We start from the raw sequence: 24492 nt of genomic DNA, 5'->3' as shown, positions 1-24492 counted from the left end.
AAGCCGCAGCCGCAGGTGAACCCAAATTTAAATCAGGTGCCAAAGCCGCAACCGCAGGTGAACCCAAATTTAAATCAGGTGCCAAAGCCTCAACCGCAGGTAAACCAGAATTTAAATCAAGTACCGAAGCCGCAGCCGCAGGTGAACCCAAATTTAAATCAGGTGCCAAAGCCGCAACCGCAGGTGAACCCAAATTTAAATCAAGTACCGAAGCCGCAGCCGCAGGTGAATCCTAATTTAAATCAAGTACCGAAGCCGCAACCGCAGGTAAACCCAAATTTAAATCAAGTACCGAAGCCGCAACCACCGATAATTAACCCTGGGGGGCAGCAGCTGCCGTCTCATGTAAATCCTCCTGGGCTACAGAAGCCGAAGCCTCCTCAGAATACGGGAGGGGTGCATTTACCATCAAAGCCTAATCAGGTAACACCAAGTATTCCTTCTCAGGTAGGTATTGGAAGTACTCAGAGTCCTCTAAAAAATCGAATCAATAAGGTGAAACTTATTTATCGTCATAAAGATAATTCAATCCTCAATGAGGAAGAGGTTAATAAGCTCAAAGATCAAGGGATTATTCTCGATAATGGAGCTTTAACTCAAAAAGGATTTTCGCTTGGAATTAAAATACAGAGGCTTGCTGAACCAAGAATTAGAGAATTTCCAATTAATAGTGACATTAATAATAATGATCAAAAGAATGATGTTGGCCCTCAGATTAGCGCTAAGAATGAGAAATGGTGGGATTGGCGTCCTCTTGCAACAGCTTGTTTGTTGGCCGTCTTGTTAACTCTGAACTTAACTGATGATTCAAAAAAGTCAGACGAATAATATTAAAATTTAAGGAAATCAATATAGATGAAAACTAGTTTTGTTAGTAAGTTTTTAATTATTATACTTGTTACTTTATCTGCTTATTCTTCTAATATTCAAGAAGTAATAGAGTTAATAAAGAGTCGAAATTATCAAGAAGCAGAAAGCAAGCTTGATCAGTTACCAAAGGACGCCCATTACTATACTTACCAAGGCTTATTAAAAGAGCTCGCGAATGACTTCAGTCACGCAGAAAAAGCATACGAAAGGGCCATTTCAACACTAAAGACTAATTACGATAGAGAGTGGGTGTTTGAGCATTTGATTAGAGTTCAGTACTTACAAAATAATCTTAACTCTGCCCTAAAGACATGTGATGCTGGATTAGAAGAGTTTCCAACGTCAAAAGAACTTAATAATTTAAAATTATATGTGAAAAACCTTAAAAGTATTGAATATGAAAAACAATTCAGTAAGGTAAATAAAGAGTATGAAAATAGTCATTATATGGCCGTAATCGAAGGTACTAATAAATTAAATGAGAAAGATTTCAATTTAAGACTTTTACGATTTTACTCGTTTGTTAATTTAAATAGAAACGATGAAGCAAAAAAAGAGATCACTAAACTAAAGAAATACTTCGAGTACCACCCAAGTGTCATTCAAGCAGAAGTTGACTTTTATGTAAAGGTTGATGACTTGAACAAATTGCGTAGACTATCAACGAAAGTTGCGGGAACAAATGTCGATAGCTTTTCCATTCATTATCAGTTGGGATATTTATATCTAAAAAAAGGTAAGAATAAAGAAGCGAGACAAGAGCTTGAAAAAGCAATTCAAATAGATCACAAAAGACATGAAGCATATGAGTTATTAGGTTATTTAGATGCAGTCGATGAGGATTATAACGAAGCTATTGAACGTTATAAAAGGGCGATCTCTTTATATACAAATGATGTGAATACTTTTCTTTCTCTCGACCAAATATACGGTAAGACAAATCAAATTGATGAAAGAATTGCAGTCTTAGAACGTGTAAGTGATCTTTTTCCAAATAATACGAATGTAAATATTCGATTAGGTTTTTATTACGAACTTCAAAATGAATTAGAAACCTCGAAAAAATATTATGAAAAAGCTCTGAAGTCAGCCCCTGAAAGTAATATCTCAAAAGAGGCGATTGAGAGAATCAATAGGAAGAGGAAGTCTATTGTCTATGCTGAGTATCGATACGAACATTTAAATACAAGGCTTTTTTCTCCAACTTCTTATATTGATAGCACTTTCAAGATAAATCGCTACTCGATAGCTAATCAAATTAATTTTAAGGATTACTTTAAGTTTGGACTTCTTTACCAAAAGGCCATTGGTTCAGGTGATAGCTCTAGTAATTATGATGTTCAAAATTCTGGATATGCGGGATATTTAAATTATCAAAGAAGTCGTTACTATTTAAGTTTTGTCTTAGGCCAAACTTTTCTTGAGGAAGGTTATGATCAATCGAACGATGATAATTATGTTGTTGGTAGTTTAGTTGGGAGTTACCGTGCTGATAATGGTCAATTAACTTTCTTAGTAACATCTGACATAAAAACCACTGAAGACACTTTAAATCTAAATGTAGAGAAATCAAAATTGTACAATCTTCAGTATCTTTTTGGTGTCAATGAGCGTTTATCTCTACTTACTCGTGCTGCCTTTCTAAAGGCGGAGTCGTACGAATATATGTATTATACTTTAGCTTCTGTTTATAAGCTGGAGAACTTAAAAGGCCTTAGTTTTAGAGCAATTTATGATTTTATTGATGACACCTTACTTGATCTTGGGGGAAATCAGTACTCATTAGGGATATTGTGGAATAAATCTTTGAGTGATCGTTTAAATTTTAACTTTAATAGCTCTATTTCTTATCTTGATAGGGGAGATATTGCATACTTTAGTAATGAGCTTGTAACAACGTATCAACTTGAAAAGAATATCAATCCAATCCTTACGCTTTCTTATGAAGACTTTTTAAATGATGAAGATGAATCTGAAGTTTCTTTGAGACTTGGAATAATAATAAGTTATTAATTAAATAAAAAAGGCCTCAAGAAGAGGCCTTTAATATTTGATAGCGATTATGCTTTTGATGCTAAGTAGTCATCGTAGCTGACGTACTTATCTTCAATTACCTTACCATTGTTGTGGTCAAGGTCAATAATACGGTTTGCTACCGTTTGAATGAACTCATGGTCATGAGAAGTAAAGATTAGGTTACCTTTAAATCTTGTGAAACCTTCGTTCACTGACGTGATACTTTCAAGGTCAAGGTGATCAGTAGGTCCATCAACAAGAAGAACGTTTGCACCTGAAAGCATAAGCTTTGACATCATACAACGAACTTTCTCTCCCCCAGAAAGAACATTTGTCTTCTTAAGAGCTTCCTCTCCTGAGAAAAGCATCTTACCTAAGAAGCCACGAATAAATGTTTCGTCCTTGTCTTCTGAGTATTGTCTTAGCCAGTTCACAAGATCGTTCTTACCATCCATGAAGTAGCTAGAGTTATCTTTAGGAAAGTATGATTTAGTGATTGTCACACCCCATTCAACAGTTCCTGAATCAGGTTCCATTTCGCCCATAAGGATTTTCATAAGTGTCGACTTGGCAACATCGTTCTCACCAAGAAGAACAATCTTATCGTCTTTATTAATCATGAATGTAACATTATCTAAAAGCTTAACGCCGTCGATTGTCTTAGTGATTCCATCAACACGTAGAATTTCTTTTCCTGCTTCACGCTTAGGATCGAATTGTACAAATGGGTACTTTCTCGTTGATTTTGGAAGGTCATTAAGCTCAAGCTTTTCAAGTTGTTTCTGTCTTGAAGTTGCTTGAGATGATTTTGAAGCATTGGCAGAGAATCGTTGAATGAAGGCCTTAAGTTCTTTGGCCTTATCTTCTGCTTTCTTATTTTGGTCTGCACGAAGCTTTTGAGCAAGCTCTGAAGATTTTCTCCAGAAGTCATAGTTACCTGCATAAGTTGTGATCTTACCAAAGTCGATATCTGCAATATGTGTACATACTTTATTTAAGAAGTGACGGTCGTGGGATACAACGATAACAGTCTTTTCATAATTTAGTAGGAAGTTCTCTAGCCACTGAATCGCCTTGATATCAAGGTTGTTTGTCGGCTCATCCAGAAGAAGAATATCAGGTGAACCAAAAAGTGCTTGAGCAAGAAGAACCTTAACTTTCTCTGGTCCCGTAAGCTCTTTCATATATTTGTAATGATACTCAGTTCCAATTCCAAGACCTGAAAGAAGAATTCCTGCTTCTGACTCAGCTTCGTAACCATTCATTTCAGCAAATTCACTTTCAAGCTCTGCTGCTTTCATCCCATCTTCATCATTGAAATCTTCTTTCATGTAGATGGCATCTTTTTCTTTCATGATTGAGTAAAGCTTCTCATTACCCATAAGAACAGCTTGTAGAACTTGTTCTTCTTCGTATGCAAAGTGATCCTGCTTAAGAATAGAAAGTCTTTCACCTGGAGCGATATTAATTGTTCCTGTATTAGGTTCAACTTCACCCGAAAGAACTTTGATGAATGTTGACTTACCAGCACCGTTGGCACCAATTAAACCGTAGCAATTACCTGGCGTAAATTTGATATTAACGTCTTCAAATAGCTTCTTGCCACCAAAGCTTAAACTGACATTGGAAGTGGAAATCATAAATTATCCTTCTTATTTAAATTATCAATGAATTAACGGCTTCACCTTAAACTATTTAATGCGATTAGTCCATGGATTTACTGAACTGTTAAATGAATATTATTTTTGCTTTATCCCTTCTATTTTTACTAGAAGTTGCCATGGCCGAACAGTATGATACTGATATTACAAGGAGCTAGAAATGAAATTCTGGGCCACACTTCTAACAATAATGTTCTTTTTATTTAAGACTGTGGAAGTTTATGGGTATCAATCAAAATATCAAATTAGCGAAAATGCTAAGATCATTAAAGACGGACATATTGGAACTCTACTTAATCATAGTGAAATAAATATGGAATGAAACGATTCATTATTAAACTGCAATTTAAGCATTCTTGTCTTCATCTGGACTCGCAAACATCTATAATAAAAATAAATATGCAGCAAGGTGGTTTCTATGAGCAAAGAATATCAAATCATTTATATCAGCGAAAAAACAGGTGACTTCAAGCCAGAAAAGGACTTGGATAAGATTGTCTCTTCATCGTTTAGAAATAATAACGCTAGAGATGTAACAGGTGTTTTAATGTACAATAGTGGTTTCTTCTTTCAAGTTATTGAAGGTAAGAAAGATGATGTTATCTACACATATAATAAAATTATTTTGGATCCTCGCCATCAAAACGTGAATTTATTGACGGATCGTGAGATCGAAAATCGCAGCTTCGAAAATTGGCCTCTGGCCTTGGTTAAACTCAACGATATGGACTTAGATGTCATTGACCATGTGATAGCATGGAATGATTTAATCAATGATTCTCGTCGAAAAGAACCAATCTCACAGGAGAAAGTTGACCGCTTAATCGAAGCATTACGCTACAAAATTGATATGGATACGATATCATCAAAAGCAGCTTAGACTTTTCTCTAACTTGTTGGCGTGATAATATTTTATCATGTCAAATCAAGTTATCGTTGCCATTGTTGGAGGAGGCCCTGCCGGCCTCTTCTGTGCTTATGAATTATTAAATTCTGGAATACAAGGAATTGAGGTTCACCTTTATGAACAAACAGGTGGCGTTGGGAAGAAATTCTTAGTTGCAGGAAATAGTGGACTCAATCTTACTCATAGTGAAGAGCTAGATAAGTTTGCTAAAAGATATTTTAAAGATGAAGAACGTTTTACATCTTTATTAGAAGACTTTAGTGCAAGTGATCTTGTTTCATGGGCCAACTCGCTTGGCACCGAAACATTTGTCGGAACGAGTGGGAGAGTTTTTCCAAAGAAAATGAAGGCCGCAGATATCTTACACCAATGGATGAATACACTAAAGTCACATGAAAACTTTCATCTGCATCTAAAGCATTCCCTTACAAATATAACTGCCGATGGTGATCTCATTTTTAAGCATGATCACAGTAATAAGGCCCAAAGAGCAGACTACTATATACTTGCAATGGGTGGCGGAAGTTGGACTAAGACTGGAAGTGATGGGCTATGGATGGATTATATTGAGGCCCTAGGTGTAACAACAGCTCCATTAAGGGCCATGAACTGTGGGTTTGAAATTGATTGGTCAAAGCACTTTCAAGAAAAAGTTGATCGTGGTTTTGTGAAGAATATTGTTGTCTTTAATGAAACCCAAAGTGCTAGAGGGGAGATCATGTTAACTCCCTATGGTATTGAAGGCGGCGCTGTTTACGCCATCTCAAATGGCCTTCGAGATGAATTAGAAAAAGCTCAAAGCGCTTATCTTCATATCGACTTTAAGCCAGACTTAAGACTAGAAGAGGTCATAGAAAAGCTTTCAAAAAGAAGTAAGGACTCTCTAACTAATCGACTAAGAAAGCAATTAGGCCTTGATAAGATTGCTACTTCTTTACTTTATGAGGTTCTCGATCGCGCAAAGGCCCAAGAAAATGTTGAGTACTTGGCCATGACGATTAAGGATTGTCCGATTGAAGTAAAGAGAACGAGACCCATTGAAGAGGCCATTTCAACTTCTGGTGGTGTCTGCTTTGAAACTTTAAATGATGATCTATCTGCTATTAAAAATAATCAGTATTACTTTGTTGGAGAGATGCTAGACTTTGAAGCACCGACAGGTGGTTATCTCTTACAGGGCTGTTTTTCAACTGCATATAGGGCCGTAAAATCAATAAAGAAAAAAGAAGGTATCGATGTTTAAGCTACACGACGTTTTAAAAAAAGACTTAATTGAAATAGATGATATGAAGCTCTCAAAAGTTATGCTCTTACCAGATACGGAAAATCCGTGGGCCGTTATTATTCCTAAGCGTGAGGGGATTCGTGAAATACATGAGCTCTCTTGGGAAGATCAGGTGACTTTGTTAGAGGAAATTAATGAGGTCAGCCGCTTTCTTACAGATAAGTATGGCCCTCAAAAATTAAATATTGGGGCGCTTGGTAACATGGTTCCGCAACTTCACGTCCATATAATCTGTCGATATGAAAATGATCGTTCTTGGCCTGGTGCAATATGGGGAACGAAGGCAAATAAAGAAACCCATAAAATCAGCGACTTAGAAGCTACGTTTAAAGCGCACTTTGAAGCGTCGCGTTTATCTAAGTGACAAGGATCAGCAAAATAAATTTTTTTTCCTTTTTTCTTAGGAATTATGGGAACACTGAGGTAAAATCTTTTTAACGAAAAAAATTTTTTACGAGGTTAATTAAATGAGTACAGGTAAAGTTAAATTCTACAATTCAGCGAAAGGTTTTGGATTTATCACAAAAGATGATGGTGGAGATCTTTTCTTCCACATTTCATCAGTTCAAGGTGGAGAGCCAAATGACGGTGATAGCGTAGAATACGAATTAGGTGAAGGTCCTAAAGGTCCATGTGCCGTAAATGTAAAAGTAGTTCAAGGTTAATTTTTAATTATATAAATTGAGTACTTAAAAAAGAAGGCCCACATTGTGGGCCTTTCTTATTGTTATTGATTTAATTTGATTCCGCTATCTGAGATTGTAATTTTCTTGTCTTTATAGAGCATTCCAATCGTTCTTTTAAACGTCTTCTTGCTCATATTTAGAAAGTTCTTAATGTCTTCTGGAGAACTCTTATCATTTAAAAAAGAAGAGCCACCATTTCTTTCTAAGAAGTCGATAATAATATCTTTTGAATCCACTAGGTTTTTAACACCTTGTTCTTGTAAAGCGACGTCAACAAGTCCATCCTCACGAAGCTTTTTTACAAATGCTTTGAAGTACTTTCCACAAGAGACACGCTGAAAGATTTCATTCTTATAAATCATTCCAATGAACTTCTTATTTATGATAACTCTAAAGCCTAGCTCACTTTCTTGAGCGATAAAAACATCAACTTCGTCGCCAATGTTAATATCAAAGTCTGAGGACTCGATATATTTACCAAGTTTTGTTGTTCCGAAGATACGTCCTGTTCCATCCTCTTTACAGATACGAACGATATGAGACTCGAATTTTCTCACTTTGATCTTCTGCTCATTTCCTGGAACGAGAAGGTCTTTAGATGTACCCCAGTCAAAGAAGGCACCAAATTCTTGAATTTCAATTGCATCGAGTAGGGCATATTCACCAACAACGGCAACTGGAAGTTCTGTCGTTGCCACGAGTTCCCCTTGTGTATCAGGATAGACAAAGGCCTTAACTTTTGAGCCTACATCAACTTTTAATGGCGCAAAATTCTCCGGCAGAAAAACTTCCTGCGTATTTTCTTCATCGATTAGTGTGTAACCGTTATGAAGTTTTTTTCGGACCTTTAGTATATTGTTTTTTCCCACGTGGAGCATTTGGTTTTGCCTTTGGTTTTGTATTTTTATTAAATGTTTTTTTCGCTTCAGGTGTACTTGCTGCTTTGGCCGCACGTTCTTCACGAGTTCCACGGTTCTTAATGATTAGGCCATTTAAGAACTTTCTAAGAACTTGATCTCCACATTCTTTATAATTTGGATGATCATCTTTGCGAAATAATGCTGATAGCTCAGTCTTTGTCATTTCAAAATCAACGAGTTTTAAGATCTCGATAATTTCAAAATCTTTTAGAGAAAGGGCGATGCGAAGTTTCTTTAGAATATCGTTATTCGTCATTATTTCTTTCCTAGGTGATCAAATAACTCATTTAATCCACGACGGCGACGAGCTTTCTTCTTTTCAATAATGATCTCTTGAGCTTCTTCTTTTTCCACCTTAGCTTTTGTTTCTTGCTTGCGCTTCTTCTGCTCTTCGAAATTATCTTTGGCAATAGAGACTTTAACAGTTCTACCATCAAGCATCGAACCATCAAGGCCATCGACTGCCTTTTGTGCCATTTGATCATTTTGCATTTTGATAAAAGCGATACCCTTGCTCTTTTGAGTTCCTGGGATTGTCAGAAGGTTCACATCTTGAACGCGACCATAGCGCGAAAAGATACCTTTTAATTGCTCAGAAGTGATCTTGTAATTGAGATTACCAATGTAAACAGTTTTCATTTCTTACCTTAATTTATAGTGTTAATGGGCCAACTTAGCACTAAATGCTTAAGAAATGGGAAAAAATGCCAGAATCAGGTAATTTATTTGCGCTATTTTAGAAGGAATCCCAGATAAATTGGGCGACCTCTCCTAAATGGTGTTCTTTTTTATGGCCTAAGCAAAATGTGACGGGAACTTTTGATTCAAGATGCTTTAAATGGATGAGCTGGCCTTTCTTTAGCTCCTTTTCAATTAGAGAGCAGGGAAGTCTTCCCCAACCAAATCCATTGAGAATAATCTCTTTCTTTGAAGCCGTGTCAGTAACCCTCCACTTTAGAGACTCTTCAATAACGCCAATACTTGTGGAGTCATCTGGAATAGTACTTCGTTGAATTATCTGTGGAAATTGGGCAAGGCTTTTAAAGTTTTGTTGCTTCTTTGGAAGATCAAGAAATGGATGGTCCTTGGCCACCACAAGATACATATCAACTTTACCGACAACTTTATAATCAAAGTTCTTTATACTTGAGAGATCTTCAAAGATGGCCAAGTCGACCCTGTCGTTTAGAAGCATTTTTTCGCCACTAAGTACTTCTCTTTCAAGAATGATTTCTGTGGAAGGGTAGCGGGCCATGGCCTTTTTGATAATTGGGTATAATCTGTCGAGGCCATATATACCTGAGACTGAAATCGATAATCTCGTTTCAACATTTGAAGAAATTTGCTGAGTTTTATGAATCAGGTCATCGTATTGTTTTGTAAGCTTGGATGCTTCGATTAGAAACTCTTGGCCCTTTGCAGTAATGGTTGGCCTATATGATGAACGATCAACAAGCTCAAAGCCGACTTGCTCTTCGAGATTGTTAATTGAGTAAATTACCGCTGACTTTGCCTTTGAAAGCTCGGAGGCGGCCTTTGTAAAGCTACCTGCATTCTCTAAGGCCTGAAGACATTTAATCTGTTCAATTGTTATCCACATCATGATCGAATTATAGCACAAGATGTCACTAATAATGATCTTTATTTTCCTCTGTATTTTGTTAAGATATTTTAAAAATTATTTCATAATTCAAACGGAGGAATATTATGAGTAAATTTATGGTTATGGCCCTTGCGGTATTTACTGTATTTGCAACTAACGCTGAGAAAATTGATACTTCTAAATCAACTGTTTTCTGGCAAGGTACTAAGGTAACAGGTCGTCACTTCGGTACAGTTAAAATTAAATCAGGTGATGTAAAGCTTGAAAAAGGTCAACTTGTATCAGGGAAAGTTGTTGTTGATATGAACTCTTTTACTGCAACAGACCTTCAAGGTGAGTGGTTAGATAAATTAAACGGACACCTTAAAAATGAAGACTTCTTTCATGTATCAAAGTACCCAACGGCAACACTTGATATCAAAAAAGTTGAAGGTTTCACAGTAACTGCTGATCTTACAATCTTAGGAAAGACAAAAGAAGTTAAGTTTCTAGCGGCACAAAAAGGGAAGAACTTTGTTGGTTCACTAGAGTTTAATCGTACAGATTTTGGCCTTAAGTATGGATCTGCTTCATTCTTTAAGAGCCTTGGTGACAAAGCGATTGATGATAAAGTTAGTTTAGCATTTGATGTTGTTGTAAAGTAAATTAAACTTTCTTAGACTCCAATAAAAAAGGCCGCTTCATGCGGCCTTTTGTTTTTATGTTAATTTCTTATCTAAGTATCTTTGAGTAACAACTGCTCCAATTATATCACCTTCAACGTTTACGGCCGTTCTAAAAGTATCCAGAGGCCTTTCAATTACCAGAAGAATACCAATTGCTTCCAGTGGAATTCCCGCGGCGAGAAGAACCATCTGCATCCCTGACATTGATCCTGATGGCATCCCTGGTGCCCCAACTGATGAGAGCATGGCCATAAAGAAGATTGAGAACATGGCAACTCCAGATAGCTCGACTCCATAAAGGTTAGCTAAGAAGATGGCTGCAATCCCTTCAAAGAGGGCCGTTCCATCCATATTCATTGTGGCCCCTAGTGGAAAAACAAATCCACTAACACCTTTTGAAACACCTAGCTCTTCTTCACAAGTCTGCATTGTTACAGGAAGAGTCGCAGAACTTGAGGCCGTCGAAAGGGCCAGAAGTAATGGCCTTGCGGTCTTCTTAAATAATTTAACTGGGTTTAGTCCACCAAAGAACCATGCAATTGATGGGAGAACAAGAAGTCCGTGAACCATTGTTGCCCCAAAAACTAAGAGGGCAAATGAGAGGAGCTCTGAAAAAATATCTCCTGATACCTTGACCTTAAAATCAAAGACGATGGCAAAAATACCTATTGGACTCAGGTTAATGATCCAGTGAAGGACCCGATTAATGACGATATTGAGATCCTTAACAATTTGATAAAGGGGACTCGAGGTATGATGAACAATAAGTAAAGATAGTCCTAGAAGTAGTGCCGCAGTTACAATACCAAGGATATTATTATTTGCGAGGGCATGAAATGGATTAACAAGTGCAGTTGTAAAAACATTCTTAATAACAAGTGGAATTGAGTTAGAGCCTTCAGCAATAAACTTTGCTGGCTTTTGCTGCTGGATTGAATCTTTTGTCTTTATCGTTACTCCAGAGTCTTTCCATGGGTGAATGAAGAAGACTGCTGTTAGTCCAATAATGATTGCGATGATTGTCGTTGAGATATAGTAAGTAATTGTCACCATTCCCATGGACTTAAGTTTTGTGATTTCACCAATACTGATAATCCCACCAATCAGTGAGAAGAAAATCATTGGTGCAATCATCATCTTAAGAGAGCTGATGAAAACATCTTTAATCATGACAATGATTTGATAAATATCTGGTGGGTTTTTTGACGTTGCCCAAAGTGGATCACCAAAGATTGATCCTAAAATATATCCAAGTACACCTGCGACGAGTACCCAGAAGCTTAAGTTTTTGACTACTTTACTCATTTATTATCCTTTCTGAAAGTACATGAATGTTTATTTTAATCCTTATTTAGAATTTAAAAAAGGTTTATAATGCTTCTTATGAAAGAAAGATGCCCATGGTTAAAGTTATCCAATAAACAATATGTTGATTATCACGATAAAGAGTGGGGAAGACCTGTTCATGACGATCGTACTCTCTTTGAATTCCTCATTTTAGAGGGGGCTCAGGCGGGGCTGAGCTGGGAAACCGTTCTTAATAAAAGAGATCATTATCGTAAGGTTTTCTATAATTTTGATGTGAAGAAAGTCTCTAAGATCACTCCTGCCAAGATTGAAAAGCTCTTATTAGATCCGGGGATTATTAGAAATCGCCTAAAAGTTGAGTCAACGGTATCGAATGCAAAATTCTTCATTGAAGTACAAAAAGAGTTTGGAAGCTTTGATAAGTATATTTGGTCATTCACTAATGGAAAAACAATCTATAATACCTTTTCAAGTCTTAAAGATTATCCATCAAAGACTGAGCTTAGTGATAAAATTTCAAAAGATTTAAAGAAGAGGGGATTTCGCTTTGTGGGAAGCACGATCATCTACGCTTTCTTACAGGCCTGCGGGATTGTTCAGGATCATAGTCAGAATTGTTATTTACACGCAAAGAAGCTAAGAAAGCTAAAAAGCTAATAAATACTTCCTCTAATATGGCCTTGTCCCATAAGATCGTTAAGGCCAATAATATTGACCATCGTGCGTTGTAGCTTAGGCCCTAGCTTAGATTTTCTAAGACTTTCAACGAGTAATGTGGCCTTCTCTTTTGTTAATGCATTAGAGCGTACTACATCTAGGATATGATAGATCTTCTTTGCTAATTTTAAGTTCTCTAACTGCTTGAGCTTTTTCTTCTCTCTTTGAGAAAGGCGATTCGTTTGTCCATTATGGGAATCTTCGTAGACATAGTTACTTCTTTCAAATTGTCTTCTACTTGCTTCATCAATCCAAATTAGAGAATTTGTATAATCAAAGGCAAGAGCAATGGATTCCCATAGATCAAAGTCTTGTGCACGCATTAGCTTTGAAATCGCCTTTGTCGAAAACATTAATGATGAGTAAATTTGAACCTTGCCGTATTTCTTCTTTCTATCAAAGTCGATTCTCATACCATTCTCGAGGTATCTCTCATAAAGAAACTCGGCCTCTTTGTTTAGCTCTTTTCCTGTGGCGATCTCATCGATGTAAGAGTAACCAATCTCCATACTGAAGCTTGAAATAGCATCCTCGTTTGTTGGAATAATTGCCTTCACTTCAAAACTACGCTTTTCTGTTCCAGAGAAGCCCTTGTGGTCTGTAATTTTCTTATGCTCAACGATATCGTAGTTGTACGCATCTCCATTATTAAATGTTGTCGTGTACTTTCCATCTTCTTTTATATAGCGTGCGCCAGACTTCCAAAGTAGAAGATTTAGTCCCCAATTGAATTCACTATTTTTGACATCACCCTCTTTTTGAATATAGAGATCAACGCTCTTACTTCTAGCTTCTTCAAGCTCTTGAAGTTTTGAAAAGTCCTGATTAAGAAAACCGAGGTAGGCATCAAGACCTTCTTGAGTACTAAGATCTACTCTGTAGACAATTTCGTTAATCTTACGTTCTCTCTTCTTATAGTTAAAAACAATAGGAGAGTAGCCAGCAGACCCATTGATACCAATTGAAATTGGAAGATCAATAACCTCATCTAAGAAAACACTTAGCCCCGAGCCTAGACCTTTTGATCTTTCTTTTAAATTCTTAATGGTGATCAATGCAATATCATGGGCGGCCTTCTCAATTGTTATATCAAGAGACTTCATGACCTTAAATTTTGCCTTAGGGCCAAAGCGATCTAAAACAGGAATTACGACGTCAAGAAAATCTAGCCAGATTAAATTCATACGTGTTGCAAATCCGCTCATAAGAACAGTGTTAATTTGCTCACCATCTTTTAATTGATTAAGCTTCTCTCTTGTCAGTGGAAGCTCGTTAACTTTCATATGATTGAGGTTTATGGCCTGCTCATAAGAGTTAACTGTCGTTACCTTTGAAAACTTTCTCTCTTCAATAGGTGCGCCTTGGACAACTGGAAGAATTGTTTTAAAAAGAAAGTTTGCTCCAATATAGGCCATCTGCTCTAGAACCGGAGCATTTAATGTAATCGAGTCCACCACAAGAAATTGTCCGTTGATCGTAGGATAGATACTTCTTTGGGCCTTAGGTCCTGTCCATCCTTTTTGATATATTGTCCCAAAGTACTGAAGCTTAAGTTGAGTCTCTATCCATTCTTCATTATCTTGAAGCGCTTCGAGATTACTCCATCTCTTATCGACAAGATGCTCGATTTCTCTTAAAACCGCGTGATTTTCCTCGACGACAAAATCAAATGCCCAGGTACTAGTGCTAGTACCTAGAGCAATGATTATTGTGAATATAAGAGTGAAAATCGCTTTCAGTTTTCTTTCCTCGTTGCTATTTATTCTTTAGATGCTGGTGAAAATACTAATTTATAGTAGTCAATTGGCCAGGCCTTAAGATCCTTTTGTCCATCTACTTTGTATGTTACCGCACCACCGTTTAGGTCACCAGTTACAGGCGTAAATGTTACTGGGCCGTCTTGTTTTTTATCAAATAATTTATACATTAACTTACCGGAAACCCATCCAATTAGCGCTCCTAGAGTCACATCTGAAAACCAGTGAGCATTCTTATAAACTCGTGCAAAACTTGTCAGGGCCGCTAGAGAGTAAGCTGCAATAGGGACAATCTTAGTGTCTTTAAATTCTGTGGCAAAAACTGTCATAACTGACCAAGCACCTGCAGAGTGTCCCGAAGAAAATGACGTATTATTTCGACCAAAATTTACACCATCAAAGTGGTATGGCCCTTTTCCTTCACGAGGTCTAGCACGAGAACTTAGCGACTTAAGAAGTTGCGTTGCCAATTGCCCAATGAGTACGGCACCAACACTTCTAACTGCTGCACGCTTAAATTGGTCATTTTTAAAAACGAGACCAATGGCCATAGAAGCTCCCACTAGTGGAACAAGTCCTGCTGCTTCACCGTAATTATTTGTAAAGTCAGTAATCGTCGTTAGTGTGTCATTCTTATTGTCTTGAACGAAGTCCATCATTGGTTGGTCAAATGCCATCATGACTCCAACAACTCCTAGAGTTCTTAACATCAGTGATTTCTCTGAGTCAGAAAATTCGATAGGCATAAAGATTGAACGATCACGGCCTTTCTTATTCTTAATAAGCTCTTTTAAATCAGCGTCACTAAGAAGAGATTTCTTAATCTCACTTGCTTGTTGAACTTCCTGATTTAACTGGTCCTCGTCGGCCTTGGCCAATTCTACCTGTGACTTCTTAAGTACTTTATTGATCTTCTTTGTTTCACGACTTTTTACATACTCGCTTTCACTTATTAGAAGATAAGCGATTTGTGCCATTCTTTCTTTTGCGCCAGTTAACTTTGTTTGATGGTCATTATATAGCTCAAATAATTCGAGCAGGGCCTGTGCTTTTACACGTCCATCTTCATTAGAGGCCACTTCCTCCATTAGGAGCGCCGCTTGATACTCATAGATATCCTTGTCTTTAGATTTCTTATTCAGCCAAACTTCATATTTAAAGTCCGATAGAGTTTTCTCTAATCGCTTTGTTTTTGAATTATTGAGCTTATTTGAGATATCATTTACGAGCATCGAATTAGGATAGTTCTTTATGAAATCTTCTTGAATCATAATAGCTTCATTGACGATATCATTAGCACTACCATCGGCCTTGACGAAATTACCAATTGGCATATTCTTTATATCAGTTGGTAAGTTCTGATTGTAGAGGTCTGCAAGTTGGTAGTGAATCTTCTCTGATTGCGGATGATCCTTAACGAGCTTCTTTAGTGACAGTGAGAAGTTCGCATAGTCGTTTAAGAAGTTTCCTTCATAGAGCTCATTGAGTAATTTGATATCAACGCCTTGATCAAGGGCAAGTTTTTGATCCTTTACAAGGGCCAATTGATAGCTTCTTGCTGCCTTACAATGCTTTGCAGAGCCTGACAAATCATGTGCATCATTTAATGCTTCTTGAAAATCGACTTCTTCAAGCTTGATGTCCTTTTGAAGTCTATCACAGACTTCTAAACTCTTTGCTTGGACTCCTACGGAACCGAGCAAGGCCAAGGCGGTAATAAGTTGAGACAATTGATTTAAAGTCATATTTAATCTCCTTATAGGTTATAAGCAGGGTCGTATTCCCCGATAATAAAATAAAATGGTTTTGTCATATCTGAGTCTTTACTAAGTAGTGGTATTGTTAGGCCTGCCTCAAATGTTTCAGAAACAAATCCAGCATCCATTTTTGCCCTTAGGCCAAGACCTCCGACAAGCCTAAAGTCATCAAGAGCAAATGAGCTATCACCCGGACTAAAAGCATCTAGAAAAAGAACACCACTAAAGACGTCTTTATAAATAGGCATGCTATACGTTAGATTGGCCGAGACCATTGAGTTTGATCCAAGCTGTCCATCTTTACTGATTGAGCCGTACTCAAAACCTCTAATTGTTCCATTTCCACCACCTTGGAGGCGCTCATAGAATGGAGTCTGCTCAGAGGCATAGCCCAGTGTGATTCTTCCTGATAGACGATGAGCTGCACCGTCTTGATTGCGATAAATATCTCGTGCGATTTGTGCATTCACAATACTTTTAAAGAAGAGCTCTTGCTTGTTAAAAGAGGGAAGTAGGTGAATCGAAATTGTTCCATTCGTTCTAAGTCCTGCTTCATTTGAATCTTCAAATTGATAGGCAAAAGAGCCAATAAGTCCGCTCACAACATCCTTTGTGTCTGAAAGGTCTATTTCTGAAGCGTACTGTTGTGATAAACTATTTACCGAAATATACTCAAGCCTTGTTCCTAAACCTAGCTTAATATTCTTCGTTAACTGCTTCTCAAAAAGAATCCTGATGGCCGTTTTATTTTCGTTATAATGAAAACTTCTTTCCGTATCATGATTGGCAGAAAGATTAAGACTAATATTTGTCCCGAAAAGATGTTGGTCATTGTAAACCAGTCCAATACGGTTGATCTCTTTTGAGATCATCGTTGTTAAGGCCAGAGAACTTCCTGTTCCAAATAGATTGCCATCACTTAGTGAAACTCCAAAGCCGGCTCCTCCGTAAACAGAGCCTAATGAAAATTGAATTGTTTGGGTGCTATTCTCCTGAACTTGAATAATGATTTTTCCAGCATTTTTGGTCATTGGAGTATAGTCAATCTTAACATCTTTGAAATATCCACTCTTATAAAGAGCAAGAATCGATTCATTAATTTTCTTCGTATCAACAAGCTGTCCATTGTAGATTGAAATAATTTCATAAATGACTTCTGGTGATGTCTTTGTGTTTCCGACAATCTCCATCTTTATAATTTTTTGAGCAGCACCTTCTTCAATCTTTAACTTAGCGCTTTTTTGGTTTTGATCGTAGTTCATTGTGATATGAGCAAAGACATATCCTTTTTGGCCATAGAGCTCTCTAAGCTTTTGAATGGCCTCTCTTTGCTTTTTAATCGAAAATACTGACGGCAGTTCGATAGCTAAGGTTTTTAAGATCTCATCATTTGAAAAGAGATAATTCCCGTCAATTGATAAGTGGTCGAGTTTTAGCTGATTATTTTCTTTTATCAAAAAGCGCAGATTAGCTTTATTCTTATCTATTTCAAAAGATGGAGTAACTTCTACATTGATAAAGCCTTGCTCCATATAATGTTTTTTGATCGTTTCTGTATCTTCATAAAGCGTCTTTTCAATAAAAAGATTCTTGGAAAAGAGGTGACTTTCTTTTGAAGAAATAAGCTCTTTTAATTGTCGTGACTTAAAGGAATGATTACCTTGAAATTTAATATCATCAATTTTGATCTCTGGTGAGTTGAGATGGATGTCAAAGATGATACTAATCTCATCTTCTCGGTTAAGCTTTAAGCTCTTCTTTACTTCAACTAAGGCATGACCTTTTAATTTATAAAAATCTTCGATCGTGCTTAGGTCTTCAAGCATTTGTTTCGATTTAAAGAAAGCACCTCGACGAAGCTTTAGCTTAGATCTTAAGTCATTAGAAATCTCTTCTTCTAAGTTTCCATCATCAAATAGTTTAATGATAACTCTTTTAATAAGCCTCTTCTTTTGCATCTCAAACTTTATTGAGACGTGTGTTTCATCAAGAGGTAGCACCTCTAACTCAACATTCTCATAAAGCTCTTCATTTTCTCTTTTTAGATTTTCGAGATCATTAGTGATTTTTTCGACATCAAGCTTTTCACCAACTTTTGTTTCAAGCTCATTGACTCCGTAAATTAACTTACTGCCTACGTCTTCACCTAGGTCATTAAAAATAGCAAGCTCTTGTATTGAGAGCTCAAGCTGACCTGTACTATCTTGGGCAAAGGCCAAAGGAGAACACACTAGGTATGTACCTAGGAGTATTATTAGAAATTTCTTCAAAATACTGAATTTGATCATATGAAGAAATTAACATTATTTAGTCTTTGTCTTGGTGAAGTTGAAAAAACGTAAAAGGCCGTTAAAAAAATGGACAATTTATTTTATTGTAGAAAACACCTGATACTATAATGTTTTATCGTAATATCAGGTGTTTATAAGATTAATTATTATTTAAGAAGGCCTCTTCTTCTGGCAGATCTTCTGTCACTAGAAACCTCGACAGAAATGAGAAGATTGCAGGCGTTAAGAATAATGTGATGACTGTTGAGATTGCAAGGCCCCAACCCATCGTTAGCATCATTTCTGATAGCATTGAATCGTATCCCGCAAAGCCGTAGGCCGTTGGCAGAACCCCAATAACAGTTGTTAGTGTTGTTAGGATAATCGCTCTAAGTCTCGTTGAAGAGATTTGACCAATTTGTTTGTATAGCTCCTTCTTATCAGTAGTAAACTTTGTGTCTTTGATGAGTTTATCAATGAGGACAATGGAGTCGTTAACGACAACCCCAACCATTCCTAGGGCACCAATAACTGCGAAGAAGCCAAAGATCTCCATATTGTGGGCCATAAGAATATAGATAACTCCAGAAACTCCAATTGGAATAATTGTCATAATAATCAGAGGTGCAGAAAGAGACTTAAACTGGATTGTTAAAATCATATAGATAAGAGCGATAACGAGGAAGCCGGCCATCATAAAATCACCAGTTGACTCTCTTGTCTCTTCAATTTCACCAACAAAGTTAATAATTGATGAAGGATACTTTTTTAGGATATCTGGAAAGACTTCGTTCTCGTACTGATCTGCTACTTCTAGAGGAGTGATACCAGAGCTTTCTTCAATATCAGAGTAGACCATCGTTGTTCGCTTATAATCGACGCGCTCAATATTAGATGGTTTAATCACTTCTTCAATTGTAATAAAGCGAGAAATTGGTACGTAGCCACCAGTTCCATTATCAATTCTTAGTTGCTTTAGTCTTTCAATATCAACCTTGTAGTTCTTGGCCACTGTAAGCCTAACTTCAACTTCTTCATCGGTACTCTTAAGAGTATAGAGAACTGTACCTTGGACGAAAGTACGAAGGGAAGTGGTTACATCACTTGGCGTAAGCCCAAATCTTAAAATCTCATTTTGATTAATTTTAAAATTATATTCTTTTGTATTAATTGGCCTTTCAATTTCTACATTCTTTAGAGTCTTATTATTCTTTTGGTGTTGCGCAAGTAGATCTGCGATCTCTGCTCTGATCTTGTCATCATTTTCTTGAATTTGTATTTCAATCGTTGATCCTGAGCCACTTCCCCAACGAGACTTAAAGAAGCGCACCTGCTCAATATTTGGAAGATCTTTCATTTTGTCTTTAAGAATATCGATAATCTGGTTGGCCGAGAGCTTTCTTTCATCTGCCGGTAGAATTTCAATATTGATATTGGCACGGTTGTAATTAACGGCACCACCACGTCTTGATTGTCCCACGTTAGAACGGAAGCCAACGATGCTAAGCTCCTTCGTTTGTGACAGAAGGATGTCCTCGATTGGCTTTAGATATTCATTCATTTCATCTTTTGATGTACCTTTCTTTGTATAAACACTTAAGCTGAGTTCCTTACTTTCTTCTCTTGGGAACATAACAAACTTCAGTTTGCTTTTAAAGAGGTAGCCAGAAAGAGCTGTCGAGGCAATGAAGGCCACGATAATTAGAGCACGGTAGTTTAGGGCCTTAGTTAGAACTTTAGCATAGATACCTTCATACTTTCTAAACCAACTTAATTCATCATCATGCTTCTTCTTAGGTTTTCTCTGGAAAACGTGGGCAGGAAGAACAGTGAAAGACTCTAGTAGAGAGGCCACAAGCATCATGGTAATAATAAATGGGAGGACATAGACAAACTTTCCAAACCAACCACCAAAGAAGAGAAGTGGTAGGAAGGCCACACATGTTGTTGCAATAGCACTTGTGATTGGCATTAAGAGACTTGCTGCATTTGTCGTTACCTTATCCATTAACTCTTTCAGAGTCCCTTTGTGATCCTCTGTGATTCGGCCAATATTTTCTGCCACGATAATGGCATCATCAACAACAATCCCCATCACGATAATAATCGCAGCAAGAGTCATATTATTAATTGTGTAATCAAAAATAAGCATACAGATCAGGGTAAAACAAAGTGTAAAAGGTATCCCCATACTTACCCAAATTCCCGATTTAAAGTCGAGGAATAGAAAGAGAACAAGCACGATAAGTGCAAATCCTAATAGCCCGTTACTTGCAACAATAGCGAGTCTATTCTTAACATCATATGACTCATCATCTAGTGTAACGATTTTAAGATCATCGAGTTGACCCTTCTTATACTTTTCAATAAATGCAACAGTGGCCTTATTTGCTTCAAGAATATCAACATTGTGACTCTTCTTTAAATTAAGCATGATTCCTTCATGGCCATTGATCTTATAGATGCTATTTGTTTTCTCAAAAGATTTTCTAAACGATGCAATCTGATCGAGTGTGACACCTTCTCCTTCATAATTTCCTGTGACAAGAAGGTCCTTAAAGTCACTTTCGTCAATTAGTTCATTAATGGAAGTAACCTTTGATTGTTGAGTGTCTTCAAGAACACCGATAGGTGCTCTAATATGACTCTCTCTTAAGCTTGAAACAACTTTATGAATAGAGATTTTATTCTCTTTAATTTTTGTAGGACTTAGTAGGATATGATTTTCAGGATCAAGATAACCACTACGATCAACACCTGATACGGCAGGTAGGGTCTTAACTTGAGTTTCAAAATTTCGAACTAATTGTTGCAGACGTTCGCGATCTTCGACCGATAAGTCTCTTTTTCCTTCAAGGTAGAAACCGATATCAATATATGCTTTTTCAGAAGACTTAAATTGGTGAAAAGTTGGTAGCTCGGCTTCATTGGCCAGGTCTGCACGAAGAGCAGCATCCTGAATATCTAAATAGACTTCTCTAGGGTTAGGGTAATTCTCAAGCATAACAACAGTTATTGAACTCGAACCTGTTGAAGAAACAGAGCGAACCTCTTCAATCCCTGCAACATCTTTTAATTCTTCTTCAATTGGCTTAGTGATAAAGAATTCAACATCCTCGGCACTGGCACCAGGAAAGACTGTCATAATTCGAACATAAGGAGATTCGAAGTCTGGCATTTCTTCCTTTGGAATTTTAGTCCAAGCAAAGATTGCGATGACAAAGACACTGAAGAATAGAACGTTAGAAATTAAAAGATTATCGATAAAGTATTGTATAAATTTTTTCATATTCTAATTTTAAGTAGCCAAAATCACGAGGTCAAACTCTTTCAATCGGCAACTGACCTTTGTGTTAAGATTAGGATGTAACAATTTCGTTTTCCGCGACGAATACTTATACGAAGGAAGCTAAAGAAAGTTTCACGGAGGTAAAATGAAGTTTGTTCTCTTAACTATATTAGTCGCGTTAAGTCCTTATATTCTAGCGGCCAAGGCAACAGCAACATTTGGTGGTGGCTGTTTTTGGTGTATGGAAGCACCTTTTGAAAAGCTTAAAGGTGTAAACTCTGTTGTTTCTGGCTATATGGGTGGAACAAAGGAGAGTCCAAGTTACCAGGGCGTTTCAAGTGGTAGCAGTGGCCATGTCGAAGTTGTTCAGGTTACCTACGATAACTCTCTTGTTAGCTATGAAGAGTTACTTGAAATATATTGGCAAAATATTGACCCAACTGATAGTGGAGGGCAATTCGCGGATCGTGGCAGTCAGTATCGAACTGTGATTTTTTACGAAAGTGAAAAGCAAAAACAAATTGCCCTAAACTCAAAAAATAATCTTGAGGCCTGTAAGAAGTATGACAAACCAATTGTGACGGCCATTGAAAAGGCCCATAAATTCTTTCCAGCAGAAGATTATCATCAGGACTATTATAAGAAGAACCCGATACGCTATAATGCCTATAAAGAATTATCAGGACGAGGTGGCTATATTCGTGATGTCGCCTCAAGGCCCCTAAAGTGTGAGAAGAAAAAACTAGAAAATAAAAAGGATAAAGTTATGTATAAGAAACCTGATCTAAAAGAATTAAAAGAGAAGTTATCTCCGCTAGAGTTTGAAGTGACTCAAAACGATGCAACAGAGAGGCCCTTTGCTAATAAGTATTGGGATAATAAGGAAGAGGGGATCTACGTTGATGTCGTGACAGGAGAGCCTCTTTTTAGCTCACTTGATAAGTATGATTCAGGCTCAGGCTGGCCAGCTTTCACAAAACCAATTGATCAAAAAGTTGTTAGTATGAAGCAGGATAATAAACTACTTATGACAAGAACAGAGGTTCGCTCTTCAAGCGGAGACTCTCACCTTGGCCATGTCTTTGATGATGGCCCAGGCCCAGAAGGTAAGCGCTATTGCATTAATTCAGCTGCCATGCGCTTTATCCCAAAGGCCGATCTAGAAAAAGAAGGCTATGGCCAATACCTTTCTCTATTTAAGTAGTTGAAATTACGTTCTGATTTAAGCTGTTTTCTTTAAAGATTAGGCCCAAGTCACCGATAAGACGACGAGGGCCTATGAGAAGATTATTTACCTATTTAATTGTATTCAATTTTACGTTTAATTCATTTGCATCATGTGGTGGTGTTCTTAAGTCATTTCTTGGAATGAGAAAGAGTTCTTTCTACGACACACCAGAATATGCACTAAAACAAAAGATCAATAAGCTTGAGATCTTAAATAATCGCTTGAGGAATTCGAGTGAGCACCAGGAGCCAGCGACAACTTTGGCCATTTGGAAAAAGATTGAAAGACTTGATAATAATATCTTTACGAAACACTATTCTGTTAACGTAAGAGACTGGGAAGTCTTCTTTCGTGACTTTGAGATGAACTTTATTTCATTTCAAAGACTCTCTGATATTTATAAGAAATTTGAATCAACTGAAATCACAAAAACGAAACTAAAGAGCTACGTTAGTTCAAAAGGCTATGGGAGTGAATTTCAAGAGTTTATTCTTTCGAAATTTGAAAACTCACCAAACCCAGAAATTTTCAAAATTCAATTAGACAAAGAAGTACAAAGTAACCTCCTGCATATTGGTAATCACTACTATGAGTACCGACTTGTGAGAGAGCACTTAAGGGATCTTAATGGAAGTGACCTTTGTAATAGCGAATGTGAGGAGCAGCTAAAAATTCTCCTCGCAAATCTTGGTGTGGAGAGTGAAAAAGAGCAGCGAAGCCTACCTGTTTTCTTTAAAGGGGTAAAGAGACCTGATCTTGAGGAGCTAACTAAAGTTGTTCATGAAAACCCTGTTGCCTTATTAACAAAGCTTAAGAAGGAGAGAAACGCTGAGGTTGTAAACTGGCTAATCTCTCTTATGCTTCAGCCTGAGATCATTGATTCGATCATGGGCCTTGTTTATAAATCAAAACGAATCGGAAAGTATCGCGCAGTTCGTATCTTTCAAGCATTTTATAATGCACAGGCAAGAACGATTCACTTTCCTAAAATTAATAGTATCGTTAAGAGTTTTAAAAATGATGTTGAAAAGAGCTACTCTCATTTAAAGAATGTAAATACATCTGTTCCTAAAGATGAGATCCTTGTTACTTTTGCTCGTATGGTTGATGCCCTTGCGGTTAAGAAGTGGAAGATCTTAAAAGAACATGCCAAAACAGCAGATCCTAAGTTTTATGAGCGTATGATGGCCGCTGAAGAGAAGGCCGTTGCTCGTGGTGATATTAGTATTACTCATAAGAGAAGCCTTATTGGCCAACTTATCCAATTTGTTCCTGCTTCAACGCCAATCTATCTTTATCAAAGATCTAAGCTAGAGGAGAGAGCAACAGTTACTGAAGTGGATGAAAATGGTGAAGAAATCGAGCCAAAGTCTCAGGAGACTAATCCTGAGGTTGCAATTGAGCACGGTGATGAGATGGATCTTGCTCTTGCGGAAGTTGCTGAAGTTATGGCCGAGACACAAGAGGCCCAACGAAATCCTTCATCTGTTGAAGGAAGTTGGATTGAGAAGTTCTTTAGTAGAATTCAGACGTTCTTTAGAGCAGAAGGGTAA

At 37.2% G+C, this 24492-nt stretch carries 20 protein-coding genes and 1 pseudogene; 11 read left to right on the top strand and 10 right to left on the bottom strand.

Features of this window, described 5'->3' with window-relative positions; translation table 11 throughout:
- A pseudogene (locus ABMA72_RS16120) lies at nt 1-828 on the top strand (hypothetical protein); the annotation flags it as partial.
- Between the two features lie 27 nt (nt 829-855).
- Nucleotides 856-2883, top strand: coding sequence for a tetratricopeptide repeat protein (locus ABMA72_RS16115; RefSeq protein ID WP_393057922.1), 2028 nt, complete (start codon nt 856-858; stop codon nt 2881-2883).
- A gap of 47 nt (nt 2884-2930) precedes the next feature.
- On the opposite strand, the gene ABMA72_RS16110 is transcribed toward ABMA72_RS16115, so the two are convergent.
- Complete coding sequence (locus tag ABMA72_RS16110) at nt 2931-4526, bottom strand: ABC-F family ATP-binding cassette domain-containing protein (protein WP_393057920.1); 1596 nt, start codon at nt 4524-4526, stop codon at nt 2931-2933.
- A gap of 181 nt (nt 4527-4707) precedes the next feature.
- Here ABMA72_RS16110 and ABMA72_RS16105 point away from each other — a divergent pair, with 181 nt between their 5' ends.
- The 5 genes from ABMA72_RS16105 (at nt 4708) to ABMA72_RS16085 (ending at nt 7404) form a co-directional block, all read left to right on the top strand.
- Nucleotides 4708-4869 carry a hypothetical protein gene (locus ABMA72_RS16105; protein ID WP_393057918.1) on the top strand — a complete coding sequence of 54 codons (162 nt, stop codon included), beginning with the start codon at nt 4708-4710 and terminating at the stop codon, nt 4867-4869.
- Nucleotides 4870-4965: 96 nt separating this feature from the next.
- Nucleotides 4966-5427 (top strand): BLUF domain-containing protein, encoded by a 462-nt coding sequence (locus ABMA72_RS16100; protein WP_392859829.1) that lies wholly within the window; start codon nt 4966-4968, stop codon nt 5425-5427.
- Between the two features lie 37 nt (nt 5428-5464).
- The gene (locus ABMA72_RS16095; protein ID WP_393057916.1) at nt 5465-6697 is read left to right on the top strand and encodes a TIGR03862 family flavoprotein; all 1233 of its coding nucleotides are present in this window, start codon (nt 5465-5467) and stop codon (nt 6695-6697) included.
- Nucleotides 6690-7103 (top strand): HIT family protein, encoded by a 414-nt coding sequence (locus ABMA72_RS16090; RefSeq protein WP_392859834.1) that lies wholly within the window; start codon nt 6690-6692, stop codon nt 7101-7103. The genes ABMA72_RS16095 and ABMA72_RS16090 overlap by 8 nt, the downstream gene beginning before the upstream one ends.
- Nucleotides 7104-7206: 103 nt before the next feature.
- Nucleotides 7207-7404 (top strand): cold-shock protein, encoded by a 198-nt coding sequence (locus tag ABMA72_RS16085; RefSeq protein WP_021267754.1) that lies wholly within the window; start codon nt 7207-7209, stop codon nt 7402-7404.
- Between the two features lie 62 nt (nt 7405-7466).
- On the opposite strand, the gene ABMA72_RS16080 is transcribed toward ABMA72_RS16085, so the two are convergent.
- The 4 genes from ABMA72_RS16080 to ABMA72_RS16065 all read right to left on the bottom strand — a co-directional run bounded on the left by ABMA72_RS16080 (nt 7467) and on the right by ABMA72_RS16065 (nt 9948).
- The gene (locus ABMA72_RS16080; protein ID WP_392859837.1) at nt 7467-8294 is read right to left on the bottom strand and encodes a S1 RNA-binding domain-containing protein; all 828 of its coding nucleotides are present in this window, start codon (nt 8292-8294) and stop codon (nt 7467-7469) included.
- Nucleotides 8251-8601, bottom strand: coding sequence for a DUF1456 family protein (locus tag ABMA72_RS16075; protein WP_392859840.1), 351 nt, complete (start codon nt 8599-8601; stop codon nt 8251-8253). Before ABMA72_RS16075 ends, ABMA72_RS16080 begins: the two co-directional genes overlap by 44 nt.
- Complete coding sequence (locus tag ABMA72_RS16070) at nt 8601-8984, bottom strand: RNA recognition motif domain-containing protein (RefSeq protein ID WP_392859843.1); 384 nt, start codon at nt 8982-8984, stop codon at nt 8601-8603. The genes ABMA72_RS16075 and ABMA72_RS16070 overlap by 1 nt, the downstream gene beginning before the upstream one ends.
- Before the next feature lie 97 nt (nt 8985-9081).
- A complete protein-coding gene (locus ABMA72_RS16065) occupies nt 9082-9948 on the bottom strand; it encodes a LysR family transcriptional regulator (protein ID WP_392859845.1) in 867 nt (288 codons plus the stop codon).
- Between the two features lie 104 nt (nt 9949-10052).
- On the opposite strand from ABMA72_RS16065, the gene ABMA72_RS16060 reads away from it, so the two are divergent.
- The gene (locus ABMA72_RS16060) at nt 10053-10592 is read left to right on the top strand and encodes a YceI family protein (protein WP_021268237.1); all 540 of its coding nucleotides are present in this window, start codon (nt 10053-10055) and stop codon (nt 10590-10592) included.
- A 54-nt stretch (nt 10593-10646) separates the two neighbouring features.
- On the opposite strand, the gene ABMA72_RS16055 is transcribed toward ABMA72_RS16060, so the two are convergent.
- A complete protein-coding gene (locus tag ABMA72_RS16055) occupies nt 10647-11918 on the bottom strand; it encodes a dicarboxylate/amino acid:cation symporter (protein ID WP_392859848.1) in 1272 nt (423 codons plus the stop codon).
- A 78-nt stretch (nt 11919-11996) separates the two neighbouring features.
- Between ABMA72_RS16055 and ABMA72_RS16050 the strand changes: the two genes are divergently transcribed.
- On the top strand, nt 11997-12578 hold the full coding sequence (locus ABMA72_RS16050; protein ID WP_393057914.1) for a DNA-3-methyladenine glycosylase I: 582 nt from the start codon (nt 11997-11999) through the stop codon (nt 12576-12578).
- Here ABMA72_RS16050 and ABMA72_RS16045 read toward each other — a convergent pair.
- The 4 genes from ABMA72_RS16045 to ABMA72_RS16030 form a co-directional block, all read right to left on the bottom strand.
- On the bottom strand, nt 12575-14092 hold the full coding sequence (locus ABMA72_RS16045; RefSeq protein ID WP_393057912.1) for a hypothetical protein: 1518 nt from the start codon (nt 14090-14092) through the stop codon (nt 12575-12577). The two genes, ABMA72_RS16050 and ABMA72_RS16045, sit on opposite strands and share 4 nt — an antisense overlap.
- A gap of 305 nt (nt 14093-14397) precedes the next feature.
- Nucleotides 14398-16140, bottom strand: coding sequence for a phosphatase PAP2 family protein (locus ABMA72_RS16040; RefSeq protein WP_393057910.1), 1743 nt, complete (start codon nt 16138-16140; stop codon nt 14398-14400).
- A gap of 11 nt (nt 16141-16151) precedes the next feature.
- Nucleotides 16152-18440: an outer membrane protein assembly factor gene (locus ABMA72_RS16035; RefSeq protein ID WP_392859859.1), complete on the bottom strand. Its 2289-nt coding sequence runs from the start codon at nt 18438-18440 to the stop codon at nt 16152-16154.
- A gap of 142 nt (nt 18441-18582) precedes the next feature.
- The gene (locus ABMA72_RS16030) at nt 18583-21711 is read right to left on the bottom strand and encodes an efflux RND transporter permease subunit (RefSeq protein ID WP_392859861.1); all 3129 of its coding nucleotides are present in this window, start codon (nt 21709-21711) and stop codon (nt 18583-18585) included.
- Between the two features lie 145 nt (nt 21712-21856).
- On the opposite strand from ABMA72_RS16030, the gene msrA reads away from it, so the two are divergent.
- Complete coding sequence (gene msrA, locus ABMA72_RS16025) at nt 21857-22915, top strand: peptide-methionine (S)-S-oxide reductase MsrA (RefSeq protein WP_393057908.1); 1059 nt, start codon at nt 21857-21859, stop codon at nt 22913-22915.
- 74 nt (nt 22916-22989) lie between these two features.
- Entirely contained in the window at nt 22990-24492 is a 1503-nt protein-coding gene (locus ABMA72_RS16020) for a hypothetical protein (RefSeq protein WP_393057906.1), read from the top strand.

Source organism: Halobacteriovorax sp. CON-3 (assembly GCF_043196995.1).
Taxonomy (GTDB): domain Bacteria; phylum Bdellovibrionota; class Bacteriovoracia; order Bacteriovoracales; family Bacteriovoracaceae; genus Halobacteriovorax_A.
This window is presented reverse-complemented; position numbering and strand designations above follow the sequence as displayed.